Origin of the sequence: Acinetobacter sp. AKBS16 (assembly GCF_002899995.1) — a bacterium.
Taxonomy (GTDB): Bacteria; Pseudomonadota; Gammaproteobacteria; order Pseudomonadales; family Moraxellaceae; genus Acinetobacter; species Acinetobacter baumannii.
On record NZ_POYH01000008.1, the window covers coordinates 1 to 19,114 of the forward strand.

Genomic DNA, 19,114 nt, shown 5'->3' on the forward strand with positions numbered 1-19,114 from the left:
GCTTTTGCATCAGCCTCAGCTTTACGTTTAGCATCTTCAGCTGCTTTTTGCTGTTTAGCTTTCGCATCGGCCTCGGCTTTACGTTTCGCGTTATCAGCTGCTTGTTGCTTAGCCTTAGCATCTGATTCAGCTTTTCGTTTAGCTTCTTGTTGTGCTTGAAGTTTAGCGTTTTCAGCCTTTTGAGCTTCACGTTTTAGTCTTGCTTCAGTCTCCGCTTTACGTTTAGCTTCCTCAGTTGCTTTTTGTCTAGCTTTCGCATCGGCCTCAGCTTTTGTATTTTGTTCGGCTTTTCGTTTTTGTTCAGCTTCAGCTCTCGCTTTAGCCTCCGCTTGACGCTTAGCTTCGGCCTGTTGCTTCTGTGCTTCCTCTAAACGTTGTTGCTCTGCAGCTTGCTTTGCTTTAGCAGCTTCTTCAGCTTTACGCTTTTCCTCAGCTAATTTTGCTTGTTGTGCCTGCTCAGCTTTTTGCTTTTGAGCAGCAAGTTGTTGTGCTGTTGGAGGAGGAGGGGCAGCTGGAAGATTTTGAGGAAGAGTTTCATCCACAATCGGGCTTAGAACTTCTTCAGCCTGATTTTCTGCTACGGTTGGTTGCTCAACTTCTTTTGCCAAAGGTGGTGGTAAATCTTCTGGTTTAACTAAAACAGTGGTCAGCTTTTTTGGTTGTTCAGGTGGTTTACTCAAGCCTAAAAAAAGCAAGCCAACAATGGCAATTGCATGAACTCCAAGGGTGAAGCTCAATGCTATTGCATTTTGTTTAAAAGGAGGCTTTTGATTTTTATTCATAGCTTATTTTAAAGGCTCTGTCAGAAGGCCAACTTGAGTTAAACCTGCTTCTTGTAAACTTGCCATCAATGATACGACTTCTCCATAAGGGCGGGTCTTATCACCATTCACTAAAACTGTAAGTTGTTTATTTTCCTGCTCAGCTTGTTTTTGTGCTTCACTTAAAACAGACTCAAGTTTTTCAAGAGAAAGTGGCTCATTATCTTTGTAATCTTCATATTGAAGATAAATATTGCCATCTTTACCAATCGTGACCATGGCTGGCATATCTTTTGATTCAATTGGATGATTATTTGCCTGAGGTAAATCGACTTTAATACCACTGGTAATCATGGGAGCAGTCACCATGAAAATCACTAAAAGTACCAGCATTACATCGATATAAGGCACGACGTTCATGTCACTTTTTAATGGTTTTTTTATGCGCTCAAAGCGCCCTGAACGTTGAATGGCCATTATGCATCTTCCTGTGACGAACCCACAGATTGACGTTGCAATAAAGCAATCATCTCTTCGGCAAATAATGCACGATCAGAGTAGACACTTTCGCTTTTAGCTGTAAAGTGGTTAAAAGCCAATACCGCAGGAATTGCAGCAAATAGACCAATTGCAGTTGCAATAAGGGCCTCGGCAATACCTGGCGCAACTGTCGCTAACGTCACTTGGTCAACAGCAGCCAAACCAATAAAAGCATTCATGATTCCCCAAACAGTACCGAATAAACCGATATATGGGGCAACAGAACCGATACTTGCTAAAGTACCTAAACCATATTCAAGACTACCCTGATCACGACTTAAACCGACACGTAAAATACGTTCTGTTCCTTCGATCATTTGTGAGGTAGGAGCTTGGCGTTTTTTGAGTTTAAAAAACTCACTCAATCCTTGATAAAAGATATCTTCAAGGCCTGAGCGTTTTGAATTGAGTTGTGCGTTGTTGTAAAGCGTATTGAGTTCAGCACCAGACCAGAACATTTTTTGGAAATGTTCATCATCTTGGCGTGCTTTTTTATAACTCATATGTAACTTGGCAATCAGGTACCAACTAAAAATTGATGCTAACAATAAAATCAGCATGACCAACTGGACGACTGGACTTGCTTGTAAAATAAGGTCAGAAATATGCAGGGTTGATTCAATGTTTGTTGCCATAGTTACATATGCCGGTTGTTTTTTTAGTCTTGTTCCAATTCTTTACGAATAAGATCACGTATTTCTTCCGGAAGACGACGTGGCATTAGATCTTTACTTAAACATGCCAACTCAACCTCACCAGAAGCAAGCAAGATTTCACCACGATAAATATTTTGTTGCAACACAAATGACGCAGCTTTACATGAAACTACACGTGCTGTAACAGTAATTAAGTCATCCATTAAAATAGGACGCATATATTTTACGTCAATTTTATATACTACAAAGTTGTAGTCTTTTTGATGCCAGTAATGGTCAACGCCAGCAGCGCGGAGCCATTCTGTACGGGTACGTTCCATATAGCGAATGTGGTTGGCATGGTAAACAATACCACCTGCGTCCGTATCTTCAATATAAACACGAATGTTGAATTCAAAATGATTCGCCATGAGAGTATTCCGTTTTAGTTCACTATAGAGCTTTATATTTAAAATATGACTGTTGAATAAAATATCAGTTCTATCCAAAGCCATACATCTGCTTTTAAATACGGGGCAGTTTAGCAGATTGCATACTAAGTCCTATGGCACAACCTTTCAATCGCGACTGCTGTCTTTCTTCTTTAAAACGGAACACTCTATGGTGAGCATATTGTTAAGTTAAGACTGTTTCCATGCAGCCTGAACTTGTTTAGCGATATCCGGATAGTCTAAAACGAATCTTATATGTAGCTCGGTTCCTGTCTTTAAGGCCTTATCATCTACTATAAAAGAAGGGTTGTGATTTGGTGCAGCTTGGCTTAAGTCCTGATTTTCAGGTGTTGCTCCTAAGAAAACGAAGAAAGAGGGCATTAATTTCCCATAATAGGCAAAATCTTCACTTGCACTTGCATTATGGTCCAAAACATGAAGATTCGAATCTCCAACAGTTTTGGCTAATGTTGGCTGGGTAAGTTGAGTAAGAGCTTTATTATTCATGGTTACTGGAGCATAAGGCGCAATTTCAACTTTTGCTGTTACATTATTAGCTTGAGCGTTATGTTCCACCAGAGTTGGTAAGTTTTTTAGGATACTTTCTCGGATCTGTTCGTTGTTAGATCGAATAGTACCGATCATATTGACCTGTTCAGGAATCACATTTCCAGCTGTACCGCCTTGAATATTGCCAATACTAATAACGCCCATACCTTGGGTTAGGTCGGTTCTTCGGCTAATAAGACTTTGTAAATTATTAATCATTTGAGCTGATGCATAAATTGGATCTCTGCCTAACCAAGGGGTTGAGCCATGAACCTGTTTACCGTTAACTTGAATCCGTAAGTGATCGGCACTGTTTAAAATAGCACCATCTTTATAATATAGATGTCCGCTTTTCATGCCAGACATGACATGCATGCCAAAAATGGCTTCTGGTTTGTAGTCTTTAAATGCACCATCCGCAATCATTTTTCTTGAGCCGATTTGATCACCATGCGTGAAGTTATCGATATCTGCTCCACCTTCTTCAGCGGGCTGAAATACAAAAATTACAGTGCCTAATATTTTATCTTTATTGGCCGCCAATATCTTTGCTGCACCTAATAACATTGCAGTGTGCGCATCGTGTCCACAAGCATGCATCACATAAGTTTCTTTACCTTGATAAATTGCTTTTTGTTTACTGGCAAATGGCACACCACTTTTTTCTTCCATAGGTAGCGCATCCATATCTGCTCTAAGCGCAATAATAGGGCCGGAGTTATTCCCTTTTAAAATGCCGATTACCCCTGTTTTTGCATAACCTGTTTTGACTTGAATGCCATAAGACTTTAATTCTTTTTGAACCAATGCAGATGTTTTAAATTCCATATTGCCTAGTTCAGGGTACTCATGGATGTGTTGTCTTAATTGAATGACCTGATTTTCATTTTGTTGTGTAGCATCTTTTACCCAATCCGCTAGGCTCAATTGACTTATTAGGGCAAGTGGAAAAATTAAAGCAGCTTTTTTGTACATATCCTTATCCTAAAAATATTATTGTTCAGAAGATTTAATATCTAGATTTCTTATAATTCAGTTTTTAAAAATATTAAAAAATCAATAAGGTATAAAGAAAGACTTAAAAGGTATAGAGTGGCTAATTTATTGATAAGACAATTTTTATTTGAGTTAAAAAGAATAGTTAAATAAAAAAAGGAAGAGAAAATTCTCTTCCTTTGGTTAGTTTTTAGGTTCAGGTGGCGTCATGCCAAACTGTAAATAAGATTGGTTGGTTGCAATGCGACCTCGTGCAGTACGCATAACATAACCTTGCTGAATTAAATAAGGTTCAATAACATCTTCAAGTGTTCCGCTATCTTCAGCCATAGCAGCTGCAAGGGCTTCAACACCAGCAGGTCCACCATCAAAACGTTCTAACAACATACTTAAATAACGTCGGTCTAAGGTATCTAAACCAGCTTTATCGACATTAAGCATATCAAGCGCACGTTGAGCCATTTCATGGTTAACTTCGCCTGTACCTTTTACTTGTGCATAGTCACGTACACGGCGTAATAAACGATTGGCAATACGCGGTGTTCCGCGTGAACGGCGTGCAACTTCTTCTGCACCCTCAACTGTAATGGGTACATCCATGAGGTTTGCAGATCGTGACACGATGTGAGTTAAGTCTTCTACAGAATAGAATTCAAGACGTTGCACAATACCGAAACGGTCACGTAGTGGTGAGGTCAACAAGCCTGCACGTGTGGTCGCAGCAACAAGTGTAAAAGGGGGTAAATCTAGTTTAATTGAACGGGCAGCAGGGCCTTCACCAATCATGATATCGAGTTGGTAATCTTCCATTGCCGGATACAGAATTTCTTCAATCACTGGTGAAAGACGATGAATTTCATCAATAAATAAAACATCGCCTTCTTCAAGGTTAGTCAGCATTGCAGCCAAATCACCCGCACGCTCTAAAACAGGCCCTGAAGTGGATTTGAGATTGCCACCCATTTCACGCGCAATAATATTGGCAAGCGTGGTTTTTCCTAAGCCCGGTGGACCAAAAATCAGTGTGTGATCGAGTGCTTCACCACGACCACGAGCCGCACCGATGAAAATTTCCATTTGCTCGCGTACGACTGGTTGCCCGATATAATCGGCAAGTGAAGTCGGTCGAATAGCCCGATCAAAATGATCTTCAGGTTTTTCTGTTCCACTGATTAGACGGTCTTGCATAGGTGTGTTTACTTCATCATTGATTTAAGTGCAGCACGAATAATATCGGCTGATTCAGTGTAATCGGCTTTAACCGCCGCAACAGCTTTTTGTGCCTCAAGAGGTTTATAACCTAGTGACTGTAAGGCTGCTTCTGCTTCTGCAACAGGTGAGTTCGAAACAAATTGAATCTGAGGCAGGGCGGCAGCGCTAGAAGTTCCTTGTGCCAAAGTTTTAAAACGGTCACGAAGTTCAATCATTAAACGTTCAGCTGTTTTTTTGCCTACCCCCGGAACTTTAACCAAAGTATTCACATCGTCATGTTCAATTGTGTGTACCAGCAATTCAACACTTAACGTAGAAAGAATACCTAATGCCATTTTCGGGCCCACACCATTTACTTTTAGTAAGGTACGGAAAATAGTTTTCTCTTGAGCATCACTAAAACCATAAAGCTGCTGAGCATCTTCACGGACGACCAAATGCGTCCATAGCGTAACTTTCTGGCCTTTTTGTAATTGGCAAAATGTTGAAAGTGGTGTATCAATTTCATAGCCCACACCATTTACATTCAGTAAGACAGTTGGGGCTTCTAGGGCAAACACTTCGCCAATTAAACATCCGATCATAGCGTAATTTCACTTATTCATAACTGTAAATCTGGTCGTTCTAAATGTATTAAAACGACACTAGCTGTATTTCTTTCTATATTAAGGCAGCTTAAAACAAGCCGATTTTATTACCTTGTAGCTCTTGAGCCAAGCTATAAGCCTGATGATCTGAAAACTTACTGATAATATCGAGTACCTGCATGATATTGCTGTAGTGGTTATTACTAAAGCGAGCACCGTACAAATTAAGAATAGACATCAAGCGCTGTTCTTTAAAGCTTAAAGATTTATGCGGCATCGTTAAGGGAACAAATGCATCAAGAATAGTTTGCAAACTTTGGTGAGCAATAATTTCTAAACCAGACTTTTGTGGGTGTTCAAAGATTTTTTCACGTGCCAGATTTTTGGCTGTTTCAATACCTGCCGCAATATCAGGCGAACAGTACTGTAAAAGACTACCTTTGAGCTGACCAGTAATAATTTCATAATGATGTTTGGCAAAAGCTGTAGTGACTTCATCAACCAGACGCTTCATAACACGACCACGCAATGCCGAAATTTTTTGTTGCCATGTACTGCTTGGAAGTGATAGCTCTTCAGGTTGACCATAATCTGCAATCAAGTTGAGAAAAATCGGTTCAACCTCTTGGTAATTCAGCATATTTAGAATAATGCCATCTTCTAAATCGATGAGAGCATAGCAAATATCATCGGCAGCTTCTAACAAATAGGTAAGTGGATGACGGCAGTAGTGATATTCACCTAATTGAATAAGTCCGAGCTGCTCAGCAATTTGTTTTAAAATTTCTTTTTCAGATTGATAACAACCAAATTTCGCTCGTTGGTGTGATGGACGATCGCCTTGAGACGCGATTGTTTTTGAAAGCCAAGGATATTTTAAATAAGCGCCTAAGGTTGCGTAAGTTAAACGCATGCCTCCATCATCTGGATGATAGTCAATACGGGTTAATAGGCGTAATCCTTGGGCGTTGCCTTCAAACTGACGGACATCGGCTTCTTCTTCAGGAGTTAATTTTTTTAAAAAATCATTATGTGAGGCATCGTCAAACCATTCACGAATTGCATATTCACCTGCATGCCCGAAGGGTGGGTTGCCAATATCATGAGCAAGGCAGGCCGCTTGAATAATTGCGCCGACATCGGCGGGAGAAATCCAGACAGGCAATTCATCTTTAATTTTTTCGGCTGCCAGCATGCCCATGGAACGGCCAATACAGGAAACTTCAAGCGAGTGAGTTAAACGGGTATGAATGCCATCATGCTGTGCTAAAGGATGAACTTGAGTCTTGCGGTTTAACTGACGAAAACTTTGTGAAAATATAATGCGGTCATAATCTTTATGAAATGGGCTTCGAGCCAGCTCTGTACTGCTTTTTTTACTACCTAAACGAACTGCAGATAGTAGTTCTAACCAACGCATTTGTTCCATTTATCATTATTCAAAACTATAAAGCCTGATCATGCCAAAAAAATGCTAAAAGCACTAGCTTGGTGCGACATAGTTTGTCTTAGTTCAGGTTTTATTATGTTATTGAATAAACATGAAACAATTTATTTTGAGCGAGAATGATTAAAAAAATGATTTTGAACAAAAAACACATCACTTCTTGCAGAATTAGGTTACAGAATACTGATTCTACATCTAGCTGATTTTAGCAAGACACAGTAGAATATGCGCTCTCTCTAAAGTCACATTGCGGTAAGGTTCACAAGACCTGCCCGTGGAGCCAAAATCAACATGTTTATCGTGGCCGGTGCAGCAGCACATTCTTCTTTTAAGAAAGCTCAACTATTAACACGTTTATCGTCAATTAGTTCTGTTCAATCTTTTGACAGCCAATGGGTCTATTTGTTTGATCAAGCGCTCAACGAGCAGCAACATCAATCTGCTTTGCAATTATTAAATGACGGTGAGTCTTTTGAACTTCGTCAACCTGCAAGTGATGAGATTCAGATTTTAGTAACACCACGTGTGGGTACGATTTCACCTTGGTCATCTAAAGCGACTGACATTTTCAAAAACTGTAATACTCCAGTTCACCGTTTAGAACGTGGTCTTTTATTTACCTTAAAAGGTGTTTCTGAAATTTCTAATGAAGTAAAACAAGTACTTCATGACCGTATGACTGAAACTGTTTTTGCACAAATTGAAGATGCAAAAGCACTGTTTTCAGAAACAGCACCAAAACCTTTAAATTCAATTGATATTTTAGGTCAAGGTAAAGAAGCATTAGTAAAAGCCAACAACGAATTTGGTTTTGCGTTATCTGAACAAGAAATTGATTATTTAACTGAAGCATTTACTCGACTTGGTCGTAACCCAAATGACATCGAGTTGATGATGTTTGCACAAGCAAACTCTGAACACTGTCGTCATAAAATCTTCGGTTCTGAATGGACAATTGATGGTGAAAAACAACCATTATCATTGTTCCAAATGATTAAAAACACTTATAAAGAGTCTCCAACTGACGTGTTATCAGCATATAAAGATAACGCATCTGTAATTGTTGGTTATGACACGATGCGTTTTTATCCTAAAGCAGATGAAAACGGTCATTTTGTTTACAAATATAAGAGCCAAGCTGCTCACATTTTAATGAAGGTTGAAACTCACAACCACCCAACAGCAATTTCTCCATTTGCTGGTGCAGCAACAGGTTCAGGCGGTGAAATCCGTGATGAAGGTGCAACTGGTCGTGGTGGTAAACCGAAAGCAGGTTTAACAGGCTTTACAGTTTCTAACTTAAATATTCCTGGTTTTGAACAACCTTGGGAAGAAAACTACGGTAAACCTTCACGTATGGCATCGCCATTACAAATTATGATTGAAGGTCCATTAGGTGGCGCGGCATTTAACAATGAATTCGGCCGTCCTGCATTAAATGGCTATTTCCGTACTTTCGAACAAAACGTAAATGGTGAAGTGAAGGGCTTCCATAAGCCAATCATGATCGCGGGTGGTTACGGTAACATTCGTCCTGACCATGTAGAAAAAGATGCGATTCAACCGGGTGACTTGCTCATTGTATTGGGTGGCCCTGCGATGTTAATCGGTCTTGGTGGTGGCGCAGCCTCTTCTGTAGACAGCGGTACAATGGGTGAAAGCCTTGATTTCGCATCTGTACAACGTGAAAACCCAGAAATGGAACGCCGTTGTCAGGAAGTGATTGATACTTGCTGGCGTTTAGAAGACTTTAACCCAATCGTGTCTATTCATGACGTAGGTGCTGGTGGTTTATCAAATGCAATGCCTGAGCTTGTAAACGATCATGAGTTAGGTGCAGTTCTTAACCTTCGTAAGATTCCTTCATTAGAGCCGGGCATGAGCCCAATGGAAATCTGGTCAAATGAAGCACAAGAGCGTTATGTTCTTGCAATTCGTCCAGAGTCTTTAGAACAGTTCGAATCAATCTGTGCTCGTGAACGTTGTCCATTTGCCGTGTTAGGTGAAGCAACTGAAGCACGCCACTTAACTGTTGAAGATCCATTGTTCCAAAACAACGCAGTTGATATCCCAATGCAAGTGATGCTTGGTGGTACACCGCGTATGCAACGTTCTTATGAAACAATTGAACGTAAAGGTAACGAATTTGACGCTTCAAAAGTTGATTTGAAAGATGCGATTTTCCGTGTATTGAAAAATCCTACAGTTGCGTCTAAGTCATTCTTAATCACTATTGGTGACCGTTCAATTACAGGTATGGTGGCACGTGACCAAATGGTTGGTCGTTGGCAGATTCCTGTTGCAGATGCAGCAGTAACGACTACCAGCTTACAAGGCTTCACTGGTGAAGCAATGGCAATGGGTGAACGTCCACCAGTTGCATTGTTAAATCCAGCAGCGTCTGCTCGCTTGGCAGTTGCTGAAGCAATTACCAATATTGCATGTGCAAACATTGAACAAATTAGCGATATCAAACTTTCTGCAAACTGGATGGCTGCTGCTGGTCAAAAAGGTGAAGACCAAGCATTGTTTGAAGGTGTGAAAGCAATTGGTATGGAAATGTGTCCTGCTTTGGGAATTGCGATTCCTGTAGGTAAAGATTCACTTTCAATGCGTACCACTTGGAACGACAACGGTGAAGATAAAGCCGTAACATCTCCAATGACTGGTGTAATTACTGCATTTGCTCCAGTAGCTGATGTTCGTAAGACTTTAACACCTGAACTTAAGAATTTAGAAGACTCAGTACTTGTCCGTATTGATTTATCTAAAGGACAATTCCGTTTAGGTGGTTCGATTCTTGCGCAAGTATATAAAGCAATTGGTTCAGTCACTCCAGATGTTGATAGTTTTGATGATTTCAAAGCGTTCTTTGCTTTAATTCAAGACTGGAATAACCGTGGCTTGATTCAGGCTTACCATGACATCGGTGATGGTGGTTTACTCGCAACTGTAGCTGAAATGATGTTCGCTTCGCGTTTAGGTGTAGCATTAGAAGATCAGACTACTGCTGGTTTATTTGCAGAAGAAATTGGTGCCGTGGTTCAAATCAAAGCAGCTGACTGGGAAGCTTTACAAGCAGAAGTTGCTGCTTCTAGCTTAAAAGATGCAATTGCAGTAGTTGGTCGCGTAAATAACACCGATCAATTATCTGTAAATGGCTTAACTTTAGAGCGTGCAGAGTTACAACAGGCTTGGTCTGAAGTATCTCATCAGATCCAACGTTTACGTGATAACGTTGAAACTGCTGACCAAGAATTTGCTTTAATTACTGATAAATCACATCAAGGTTTAATTGCAAAACCAACATTTGATTTAAATGAACCTATCGAAGCACCGTTTATTAATAGCCGTCGTCCGAATATGGCAATCTTGCGTGAGCAGGGTGTAAATGGTCATATTGAAATGGCAGCAGCTTTCGATAAAGTTGGCTTTAACACAATTGACGTACACATGAGCGACTTACTTGCTGGTCGTGTGAGCCTAAGTGATTTCGAAGGTTTAGTGACTTGTGGCGGTTTCTCTTACGGTGACGTAATGGGTGCAGGCGGTGGCTGGGCAAAATCAGTTCTGTTCAATGCAAAACTACGTGATCAGTTTGAGCAATTCTTCCACCGTGAAGGTACATTTAGCTTAGGTATCTGTAATGGTTGCCAAATGTTGTCACAATTAGCGCCACTTATTCCGGGTGCTGAACACTGGCCACGTTTCCACCGCAATATGTCAGAAGTTTTTGAAGCACGTAGCGTAAACGTTCGTGTTGAAAAATCAGTTTCTGTATTACTTGATGGTATGGAAGGTTCAATTTTACCGATTGCTGTAGCACATGGTGAAGGCCGTGCGGTTGCTAGCGAAGCTGATATTGCAAGCTTAAATGCAGCGAATCAGGTTGCATTGCGTTATGTTGACAGCCATGGTAACCCGACTCAACATTATCCATTGAACCCAAATGGTTCACCGGAAGCGATTACGGGCGTAACGTCTAAAGATGGTCGTGCAACGATTATGATGCCGCACCCTGAGCGTACTTTCCGTGCTATCCAGCATTCTTGGAAACCAGAAGAGTGGACTGAAGACGGTGCTTGGTTACGTATGTTCCGTAACGCACGTAAGTTTATTGGTTAATATAAAAATTGAAATAAGCCACCGTAAGGTGGCTTATTTGTATGTAGTACAATGTGAATAGAATAAATAGTAGAGAAGAAAAATGAAGTCAAAAATCCATTTCCGTGAGTTTGCACTTTTGATGGCATTACTCATGTCTATCGTGTCTTTTTCGATAGATGCTGTGTTGCCTGCTTTAGGTGAGGTTGGACGAGTTTTTGAATTAAAGAATAATAATCAGACCCAGTGGGTCATTATTGGTATTTTCTCCGGCATGACAATAGGGCAGTTGATTGCAGGACCACTTTCCGATGCGATTGGACGAAAACGTATTTTATTTACCGGTATTATCATCTACTTTTTGGGAAGTTTATTGTGCTTTACCACACAAAGTTTTGAATGGTTTTTAGTAGGTCGCTTTATTCAAGGTATTGGAGTTTCAGGTCCTTATGTTGCCTCAATTTCCATTGTGCGAGATAAATACAGCGGCGCTCAAATGGCCCGTATTATGTCCTTAATCATGATGGTATTTATGGTCGCTCCAGCGATTGCACCAAGTCTGGGACAACTCATTATTCATTTCTTTGGTTGGCGTGATATTTTTGTTTTATATATGATCTATGCCACAGTCGTTGGAGTGTGGGTCGCTTTACGATTAGAAGAAACGTTGCTACCAGAAAACCGTTTACCTATGCGTTTACAAGCATTTCAAGATGGGTTCAAAGAAGTTGTAAGTAATAAAACCACCATGAGCTATTTGTTATGTGCAGGCTTTTGCTTTGGGGGATTTATTGGTTACTTAGGTACTTCTCAGCAAATTTTTATGCAGCAGTTTGGTAAAACCGGGCAAGAGTTTAGTGCTTATTTTGCTGTGCTTGCTGGTGTAATGGGCATTGCTTCATTTACCAATTCTAAAATTGTCATGAAGTTTGGTATGCGTCCAATCTGTATTTATGGCTTTCTCTGTCTGTGTTTAATTTCATTAATTTTCTTAGGGATTCAACTTATAGGTGTGACTGTAGCATTTTGGATGTTTATGCTTTATGCCTGTATTTTATTTTTATTATTTGGAACTTTATTCGGTAATTTAAACGCGATTGCAATGGAACCTATGGGACATGTAGCTGGTATGGCATCAGCTATTATTGGTGCAGCTTCGTCCGTATTGTCACTTATTCTTGCCTCTATTATTGGGCAATTATATAACGGCACATTAATACCAATGACTGGTGGCTTCGTCATTTTATGTGGTTTAGCATTTATGATGACCGTATATGAGAACAGATATTTAAAGAAATCGAATGCTTAAAATGATTCAGAATAATGATAGCTCACTGAATTAGAAAAATTTTCTTCAAACTTAAAGTAAAGGTAAGAAAATACGTTTTTTAAGTACTTTAAGAAAATCTATAAGAGTATAGACATAAGTGCATTTAACCCCTTATGCTTGGATTGCTGTTGGTTCAATTTTTGCTTTCTCTGTAACAACGATAAAAATCGGAGATCAAAATGATGAAAAACAAAAATCATATAAGAACGATGTACACAAGAGATAAAGGTTGGCGCTTATTTGGCTTGGCGCTTGCCCTGCAAATACTTTTTATTGGAGCAAATTATTTAGCAATGATGAGCTGACTTTGATTCGGAGTCTTCTTAAAGGGTATGATTTAAAGCAAATTTACTAGTTTTGAGTCATTCTATTCATGTTAAAGCTGATTTATTATGTACCTGAGTCACATCTTGAGTCGACTAAACAGTCTATATTTGTGGCCGGAGCAGGTGGGATAGGGAACTATGAACAATGTGCTTGGCAAGTTAAAGGAATAGGGCAATTCAAGCCAGTTAAAGGAGCTGACCCTTATATAGGAGAGCTAGGTGAACTTGAACAAGTTGATGAATGGCGTGTTGAAACGATTGTGCTTGAAGAAAAGGCAAGTGCAGTGGCAAAAGCATTAAAGGCAAGCCATCCTTACGAAGAGCCTGCCTTTGAGTTTATTCAAATCATAGAAGTTGATTTTTAATTAAACTGTGAAAAGTCCGGTTTACGTTTTTGCATAAATGCCTGTACAGCTTCTAGCATTTCTGGTGATTGAACGCGTTGCATAAAGATTTCTGCTTCATGGTCAATACATTCAATAATCTGATCTAAATCATGTTTCATTAATGCTTTGGTTTGTTTTAATGAAGCAAGCGGTAAAGCTGTTAAGTGTTGGGCAGTTGCCTGAGCAGTGGCATAAGCATCTTCAACGATTTCATTCACTAAACCGGCTTGTACAGCAGTTTCTGCATTGAACTTTTTGGCAGTAAACAGTAGTTCAGCTGCTTTGTGATAACCAGCTTGTTTAACCAATAATTGACTTGCACCACCTTCAGGAGAAAGCCCAAGGCTAACAAAAGGAATTTGAAAGAGGGCCGTATTGTCGGCAAAAACGAGGTCTGCCTGTAATAAAATCGTAACACCAATACCAATTGCCACGCCTTTTACTGCAATAATAAGCGGCTTCGATAATCTGGCAGCAGATTTAAGGAGTACAAATGGAGGAACTTGACCTGCTGGACCAGCATTCGGATTTTGTACAAAACCCATAAAATCTTTCATGTCATTACCAGCGGTAAAGTCATGTTCGGCACCACGTAGAACGACTACTCGTACATCTTTATTTTGGTCGGCTTCATCAAGTGCTTTGGCAATCCATAAGTAAAGTTCGCCATATAATGCATTTTTTGCTTCTGGGCGATTTATGGCTAAGGTGAGTACGCCACCTTCTAAATTTGCTTGTAAATGTTGATGAGGTTGTTGAATACAGCTAAGTGTCATCGTACTATCCTTGCTTTAAACCACGTTGTTGATTTTTAGGTTCTCATTATGGCGCATATTTTTTGTAATGAGCGTAACTGGTGAGTTCATAAAAAGTGAAAAATTAATTATGTATACATTTGACTATCTCGTTTTTATAGGTCGTTTTCAGCCATTTCATTTGGCACATATGCAAACGATTGAAATTGCACTGCAACAAAGTCGCTATGTGATTTTGGCTTTAGGTTCTGCCCAAATGGAACGTAATATAAAAAATCCGTTTCTTGCAATTGAACGAGAACAAATGATTTTATCTAATTTTTCATTAGATGAGCAAAAGCGCATTCGTTTTGTACATGTGGTTGATGTTTATAATGATGAGAAGTGGGTAAAACAGGTTAAATCATTAGTAAATGGTGTAATAGAACCGAACTCAAAAGTTGGTTTGATTGGCCATTTCAAGGATGAGTCATCTTATTATTTACGACTATTTCCAGAATGGGTGATGGTCGAACTTGATAGCTTGAAAGATTCGATTTCTGCAACTCCAATGCGTGAAGCCTACTATCAGGGCAAAATTAAAACGGATGCATTTCCCAAAGGCACCATTCAATTTTTGGAAGAATTCCAAAATACACCGTTATATTTACAGCTACAACAAAAGTTTTTACAGGCAGACCATTCAAATATTGAGGAAACCGTGTCGTCTCATAAAGAATGAGTCGATCTAACTAAAGAATCTCTGGTTTTTTTAAGTAGTTTGAATTGTTTGATACCTTTTTGAGTCTACTTTAAAAACCTGCAAATTGTTGTGTCCAGTAGCTTCTTTGTTTAGCAGACTGGTCAGAAGCACATGCAATGGCATATTCGGTATATCTAGGGTTCATGATATTACTGCAATGCAGAGGACTGGCGATCCATTTAGCCATGACCTCATTTAAAGTTTTTTGTCCACTCGCGACATTCTCACCATTGGCTTTACTCAGCATATGATATTTTTTTAATCTCGCTCTTAAATCTAAACCTGTTGAGCCAACATGTCCAAGAAAGTTGTTATTTGCCATATCTTTAGAGTGAGCACTTGCACCTTGATATAAATTATTATTCCAGCTTAAAGGTTTAGCTGCAGAAAAATACTGCTGACCACATTGACGAGGATGTTGTCGAATTTCATTAATTGCATTAAGCATAGCTTGTCGGTAAGCAGGATTTTGTAAGTCTTGGCAGCTTATTTCTATCGATGATTTTTGAACTTGTGGTGTAGAAGAGCTCAGTGTAGGAGGAGTGCTTGATGAATTAACGGAGCAGGCAGCAATAACAAGGCTACAAGGCAATAAAGTACAAACTTTTAGTAGATTCATAGCAATGTCTGAGTTCGAGTTATTTTAATATTTTTATCATACGCCAAATTAAAATGGCTGAGCAATTTATGTGCGTGTAAAAAAGCGAGTATTCAACTCGCTTTTTTGTTACTCAAGCTTATTAAGCTGTTTGTAATGCTTTTAAATCTTCTAAAACCTGTTCAGCATGGCCGGCTGCTTTCACCTTACGGTAACTTTTAACTAAGGTTTTATTATGGAAAATAAAAGTAGAGCGTTCGATCCCCATTACTTTTTTCCCATACATATTCTTTTCTTTAATCACATCAAAGTGTTTGCAAAGTACTTCTTCTTTGTCACTAATTAAATCGATTGTTAGTGCCTGTTTTTCTGTAAAGTTTTGATGGGCTTTTACCGAGTCGCGTGATACTCCAAAAATGCGAGCACCTAAAGCATCAAATTGATCTTTTAAACAAGAAAAGCCGACAGCTTGTGTTGTACAGCCTGGCGTTGAGTCTTTAGGGTAGAAGTAAATAATCAGCCATTCATTATCGACTTCAGCCAAATTAACTTCGCCGTGTGTGGTTGGGAAAACCTGATTTGGCAGTTGAATATTCTCAGACATTTCTTATCCTTTAAAAGTTAAATTTGATCTAATTCAAGTGGTAAAAAAGCATATTCTTCATGATAAACAATATCGAGCTTTCTTACAGGAATAGCTTTGTTAAAAATTGGACCATCAATCACAGTGGTATGAAATTCACCGCCTTCTCCACATGGATCAATTCCACGGTTTTCAAGTTCCTGTATATATTCTAACGATAACACTTGACCCAAATCTTCCACCTTCATCCCGAGTTTAAGGTTTACAGTCACAACTACACTCTGAAACCCAAGTTGAATAAATTCTTCAACAACTTCACGATGGGGCCGTAGCCAGAGCGGCATTCCTAATTTAAGGCCCACTGATTGAGTAACACGATCATGCCAACAACCATGTTCCGGCATATCTAAATCACCTGTAACCAGTACCTCAGCACCTTTTTGTTTGGCTTCATTTAATAAGTTGATGAATTTATTTTCATAGTCATTCCAGCTAGATGAGGCCATAAATACAGGTAAGCCAATTGCTTGTGCTTGCGCCCGAATAATATCAAGTGGCATTGCATGTGAACGGGAGCGTTGTCCTTGCTCTTCTAGCATAACGATTAAACCCATTACGTTACCGGTTTGCATGGCATGATAAAGTGCAAGAGAGCTATCTTTACCTCCACTAAAGGAAACAATTGACGGTCTGTTATGTGCGTTAGTTTTCCATTGGTCTTGCATGGCTTATTTCAAATGGCGAGATCGGTGTCATTTTAACAGAGCTATAAAAAAGCCTGCATAAATGCAGGCTTAATTTGGAGCAACAAAAGCTTATTTTTTAGGAGCTTGTTGTTGAGCTGCTTTCATTGCTTCTTCAGTTAATTTCTCAAGCTTAGTTGTTAACTGAGGACCGAAACATGCTTTAAGGTCACGGTTTTGCTGTTGTACAAAAGCTAAAGAGCTTGGGCTTTTCTTCGCATTGATTGCGCTTTGAATTTCCCATTTTTGTGCTTCAGTCACTTTACCTTGCGCTTCAACTTGGCAGCTACAGAATTTGCTTACTTCAGCTGAACTTAATTTACCGCCTTTTGCAGTTTGGTCTTTACAAACGTTGATTAATGCACCTTTAACGTTAGTGCTTTTATATGCTGCTTGAACTGGGTTTTCAGCTGCTTGAGCTGAACCAGCCATAAGTGCAGCTGCTGAGAATAAAGATGAAAGAATAAGATTTGATTTTAACAACTTCATAAATTTTACCTACTTATTGCGGTATATAGCGTGTTGGATCGGTAACACCAGCATCGATAAAGCCTTCTTTACGCAAACGGCAACTGTCACATTTACCACACGCACGTCCTTGAGCATCTGCTTGGTAGCAAGATACCGTTTGACTATAGTCTACTCCATGTTCAATCCCTAAACGTATAATATTCGCTTTGGATAAATGTAACAGGGGTGTTTCAAATTTAAGAGGTTTTCCTTCTACGCCAGCTTTAGTTGCTAAACGAGCCATATTGGCAAAAGCATCAATAAATTCTGGGCGACAGTCAGGATATCCTGAATAATCAACAGCATTGATGCCGATAACAATCGCTTCAGCATTGAAAACTTCTGCTGCTGCTAAGGCATAAGAGAGGAAAATTGTGTTACGTGCTGGTACATAAGTTACAGGAATACCTTCTTGTAATTGTTCTGGTACAGCAATGTTATGATCTGTAAGTGCAGACCCGCCTAAATTGGCTAAATCGATATTAATTACACGGTGTTCAACACCTGCACGCTGAGCTAATGCTTTTGCGGCATCAAGTTCAGTGGTTGAGCGTTGACCATACATAAAACTAATAGCAATACATTCATAGCGCGCTTGTGCCCAAGCTAGGCAAGTGGTTGAGTCTAAGCCGCCTGAAAGTAAAACAATGGCACGAGGGCGCATATTTTTCTCCATATTCGGAATGATTTATTTTATTGAACGATTAGCGACCTGATTCATCGTTCCAGAGCAGTTTATGTAACTGTAGCTGGAAACGTACAGGCAGTTTGTCGTCCAGTATCCACTGTGCCAGATCACGTGCTAAACGTGGCAGGCCAACAGCACCTTTTTCAACTGCAAAAGCAGGGGAGAACCAGACAGTACTGACTTTGGTTTGCAGTTGATATTGTTCAACTTGTTGTTTTGACCATTCATAGTCTTCACGATTACAAATCACAAATTTGATTTGGTCACGCGGTGTTAAATGGTCAAGATTACTGATGAGATTACGGTGTTCTTCACCAGAAGTTGGAGTCTTTAAGTCGAGGACTTTTGAAACACGCGGATCCACTCTTGATACATCAAGAGCGCCACTGGTTTCTAGGGAAACGTCAAAACCGGCGTCACATAAACGTTGTAATAAAATTAAGCAATTGGGTTGTGCTAGGGGTTCACCGCCTGTTACACAAATATAAGGCGTTTGATATTTTTCAGCCGTTTCAATAATGTGCTCAAGTGATAAGCGTTCGCCACCTTCAAAAGAATAGGTGGTGTCGCAATAACTACAACGTAAAGGGCAACCTGTGAGACGAATAAATACAGTCGGTAGGCCAGAGGCATTTGCTTCACCCTGCAAGGAGTAAAAAATCTCGGTAATGCGTAGACCGGACGCAGGGTTAGAGACAGGAATTGCAGAGGAACGTAAGGAAGCCATTCTAGAAATACCACACTATATAAAAAATAACATCTCTACGATCAGTGTTGATCGTAGAGATGTTTGATCAAACTGAAATTAGTCAGCGCGTAACAAATCGTTCAAACTTGTTTTTGCACGTGTTTGTGCATCAACTTTTTTCACGATAATTGCAGCGTATAAGCTGTATTTACCATCAGCTGACGGTAAGTTACCTGGTACAACAACTGAGCCAGCAGGAACACGGCCGTAATGGATTTCACCAGTCTCACGATCATAAATACGTGTAGATTGACCGATATAAACACCCATAGAAATAACAGAGCCTTCTTCGACAATAACACCTTCAACGATTTCAGAACGTGCGCCGATAAAACAGTTGTCTTCAATAATGGTTGGGTTAGCTTGTAATGGTTCTAAAACACCACCGATACCAACACCACCTGATAAGTGAACGTTTTTAC

The 19,114-nt window shown here is 39.7% G+C and carries 21 protein-coding genes; 5 read left to right on the forward strand and 16 right to left on the reverse strand.

Annotation, left to right across the window (positions count from 1 at the left end; all coding sequences use genetic code 11):
* The 8 genes from tolA to C1642_RS01245 form a co-directional block, all read right to left on the reverse strand.
* The coding region (gene tolA / locus C1642_RS01210) for a cell envelope integrity protein TolA (RefSeq protein WP_103235792.1) at positions 1-782 on the reverse strand (782 nt) is incomplete at its 3' end.
* A 3-nt stretch (positions 783-785) separates the two neighbouring features.
* Positions 786-1,238: a protein TolR gene (gene tolR, locus C1642_RS01215; protein WP_001007562.1), complete on the reverse strand. Its 453-nt coding sequence runs from the start codon at positions 1,236-1,238 to the stop codon at positions 786-788.
* The gene (gene tolQ, locus C1642_RS01220) at positions 1,238-1,936 is read right to left on the reverse strand and encodes a protein TolQ (protein ID WP_000224630.1); all 699 of its coding nucleotides are present in this window, start codon (positions 1,934-1,936) and stop codon (positions 1,238-1,240) included. The genes tolR and tolQ overlap by 1 nt, the downstream gene beginning before the upstream one ends.
* Positions 1,937-1,959: 23 nt before the next feature.
* Positions 1,960-2,367 carry a tol-pal system-associated acyl-CoA thioesterase gene (gene ybgC, locus C1642_RS01225; RefSeq protein WP_001273591.1) on the reverse strand — a complete coding sequence of 136 codons (408 nt, stop codon included), beginning with the start codon at positions 2,365-2,367 and terminating at the stop codon, positions 1,960-1,962.
* Between the two features lie 210 nt (positions 2,368-2,577).
* Positions 2,578-3,912 (reverse strand): M20 family metallopeptidase, encoded by a 1,335-nt coding sequence (locus tag C1642_RS01230; protein WP_103235793.1) that lies wholly within the window; start codon positions 3,910-3,912, stop codon positions 2,578-2,580.
* A 204-nt stretch (positions 3,913-4,116) separates the two neighbouring features.
* A complete protein-coding gene (ruvB, locus tag C1642_RS01235; protein ID WP_001154002.1) occupies positions 4,117-5,121 on the reverse strand; it encodes a Holliday junction branch migration DNA helicase RuvB in 1,005 nt (334 codons plus the stop codon).
* A gap of 8 nt (positions 5,122-5,129) precedes the next feature.
* The gene (ruvA, locus tag C1642_RS01240; RefSeq protein ID WP_000578663.1) at positions 5,130-5,729 is read right to left on the reverse strand and encodes a Holliday junction branch migration protein RuvA; all 600 of its coding nucleotides are present in this window, start codon (positions 5,727-5,729) and stop codon (positions 5,130-5,132) included.
* Positions 5,730-5,820: 91 nt separating this feature from the next.
* Positions 5,821-7,161, reverse strand: coding sequence for a deoxyguanosinetriphosphate triphosphohydrolase (locus C1642_RS01245; protein WP_000437078.1), 1,341 nt, complete (start codon positions 7,159-7,161; stop codon positions 5,821-5,823).
* A gap of 309 nt (positions 7,162-7,470) precedes the next feature.
* On the opposite strand from C1642_RS01245, the gene purL reads away from it, so the two are divergent.
* The 4 genes from purL to C1642_RS01260 all read left to right on the forward strand — a co-directional run bounded on the left by purL (position 7,471) and on the right by C1642_RS01260 (position 13,304).
* Entirely contained in the window at positions 7,471-11,304 is a 3,834-nt protein-coding gene (gene purL / locus C1642_RS01250; RefSeq protein WP_000471071.1) for a phosphoribosylformylglycinamidine synthase, read from the forward strand.
* A gap of 82 nt (positions 11,305-11,386) precedes the next feature.
* Complete coding sequence (locus tag C1642_RS01255; RefSeq protein WP_103235794.1) at positions 11,387-12,592, forward strand: multidrug effflux MFS transporter; 1,206 nt, start codon at positions 11,387-11,389, stop codon at positions 12,590-12,592.
* 200 nt (positions 12,593-12,792) lie between these two features.
* A complete protein-coding gene (locus C1642_RS20085) occupies positions 12,793-12,918 on the forward strand; it encodes a KGW motif small protein (RefSeq protein WP_000977277.1) in 126 nt (41 codons plus the stop codon).
* 68 nt (positions 12,919-12,986) lie between these two features.
* On the forward strand, positions 12,987-13,304 hold the full coding sequence (locus C1642_RS01260) for an NGG1p interacting factor 3 protein, NIF3 (protein WP_032025205.1): 318 nt from the start codon (positions 12,987-12,989) through the stop codon (positions 13,302-13,304).
* Here the strand turns inward: C1642_RS01260 and C1642_RS01265 are convergent.
* Positions 13,301-14,101: an enoyl-CoA hydratase-related protein gene (locus tag C1642_RS01265; protein WP_000175549.1), complete on the reverse strand. Its 801-nt coding sequence runs from the start codon at positions 14,099-14,101 to the stop codon at positions 13,301-13,303. The genes C1642_RS01260 and C1642_RS01265 overlap by 4 nt on opposite strands.
* A 109-nt stretch (positions 14,102-14,210) precedes the next feature.
* Between C1642_RS01265 and C1642_RS01270 the strand changes: the two genes are divergently transcribed.
* Positions 14,211-14,801 carry a nicotinate-nicotinamide nucleotide adenylyltransferase gene (locus C1642_RS01270; protein WP_001991184.1) on the forward strand — a complete coding sequence of 197 codons (591 nt, stop codon included), beginning with the start codon at positions 14,211-14,213 and terminating at the stop codon, positions 14,799-14,801.
* A 70-nt stretch (positions 14,802-14,871) separates the two neighbouring features.
* Here C1642_RS01270 and C1642_RS01275 read toward each other — a convergent pair whose 3' ends face one another.
* From C1642_RS01275 to C1642_RS01305, 7 genes are all read right to left on the reverse strand, one after another.
* Positions 14,872-15,441, reverse strand: coding sequence for a CAP domain-containing protein (locus C1642_RS01275; protein WP_001050698.1), 570 nt, complete (start codon positions 15,439-15,441; stop codon positions 14,872-14,874).
* Between the two features lie 121 nt (positions 15,442-15,562).
* Positions 15,563-16,024: a peroxiredoxin gene (locus C1642_RS01280; RefSeq protein ID WP_001293529.1), complete on the reverse strand. Its 462-nt coding sequence runs from the start codon at positions 16,022-16,024 to the stop codon at positions 15,563-15,565.
* Positions 16,025-16,041: 17 nt separating this feature from the next.
* Complete coding sequence (locus tag C1642_RS01285; RefSeq protein WP_103235795.1) at positions 16,042-16,728, reverse strand: diphthine--ammonia ligase; 687 nt, start codon at positions 16,726-16,728, stop codon at positions 16,042-16,044.
* A 90-nt stretch (positions 16,729-16,818) separates the two neighbouring features.
* Entirely contained in the window at positions 16,819-17,235 is a 417-nt protein-coding gene (locus C1642_RS01290) for a hypothetical protein (RefSeq protein WP_000771345.1), read from the reverse strand.
* 13 nt (positions 17,236-17,248) lie between these two features.
* Positions 17,249-17,920: a 7-cyano-7-deazaguanine synthase QueC gene (gene queC / locus C1642_RS01295; protein WP_001247780.1), complete on the reverse strand. Its 672-nt coding sequence runs from the start codon at positions 17,918-17,920 to the stop codon at positions 17,249-17,251.
* Positions 17,921-17,960: 40 nt separating this feature from the next.
* A complete protein-coding gene (gene queE / locus C1642_RS01300) occupies positions 17,961-18,671 on the reverse strand; it encodes a 7-carboxy-7-deazaguanine synthase QueE (RefSeq protein WP_103235796.1) in 711 nt (236 codons plus the stop codon).
* Positions 18,672-18,749: 78 nt separating this feature from the next.
* A partial coding sequence (locus C1642_RS01305; protein WP_265734985.1) for a DapH/DapD/GlmU-related protein occupies positions 18,750-19,114 on the reverse strand: 365 nt, incomplete at its 5' end.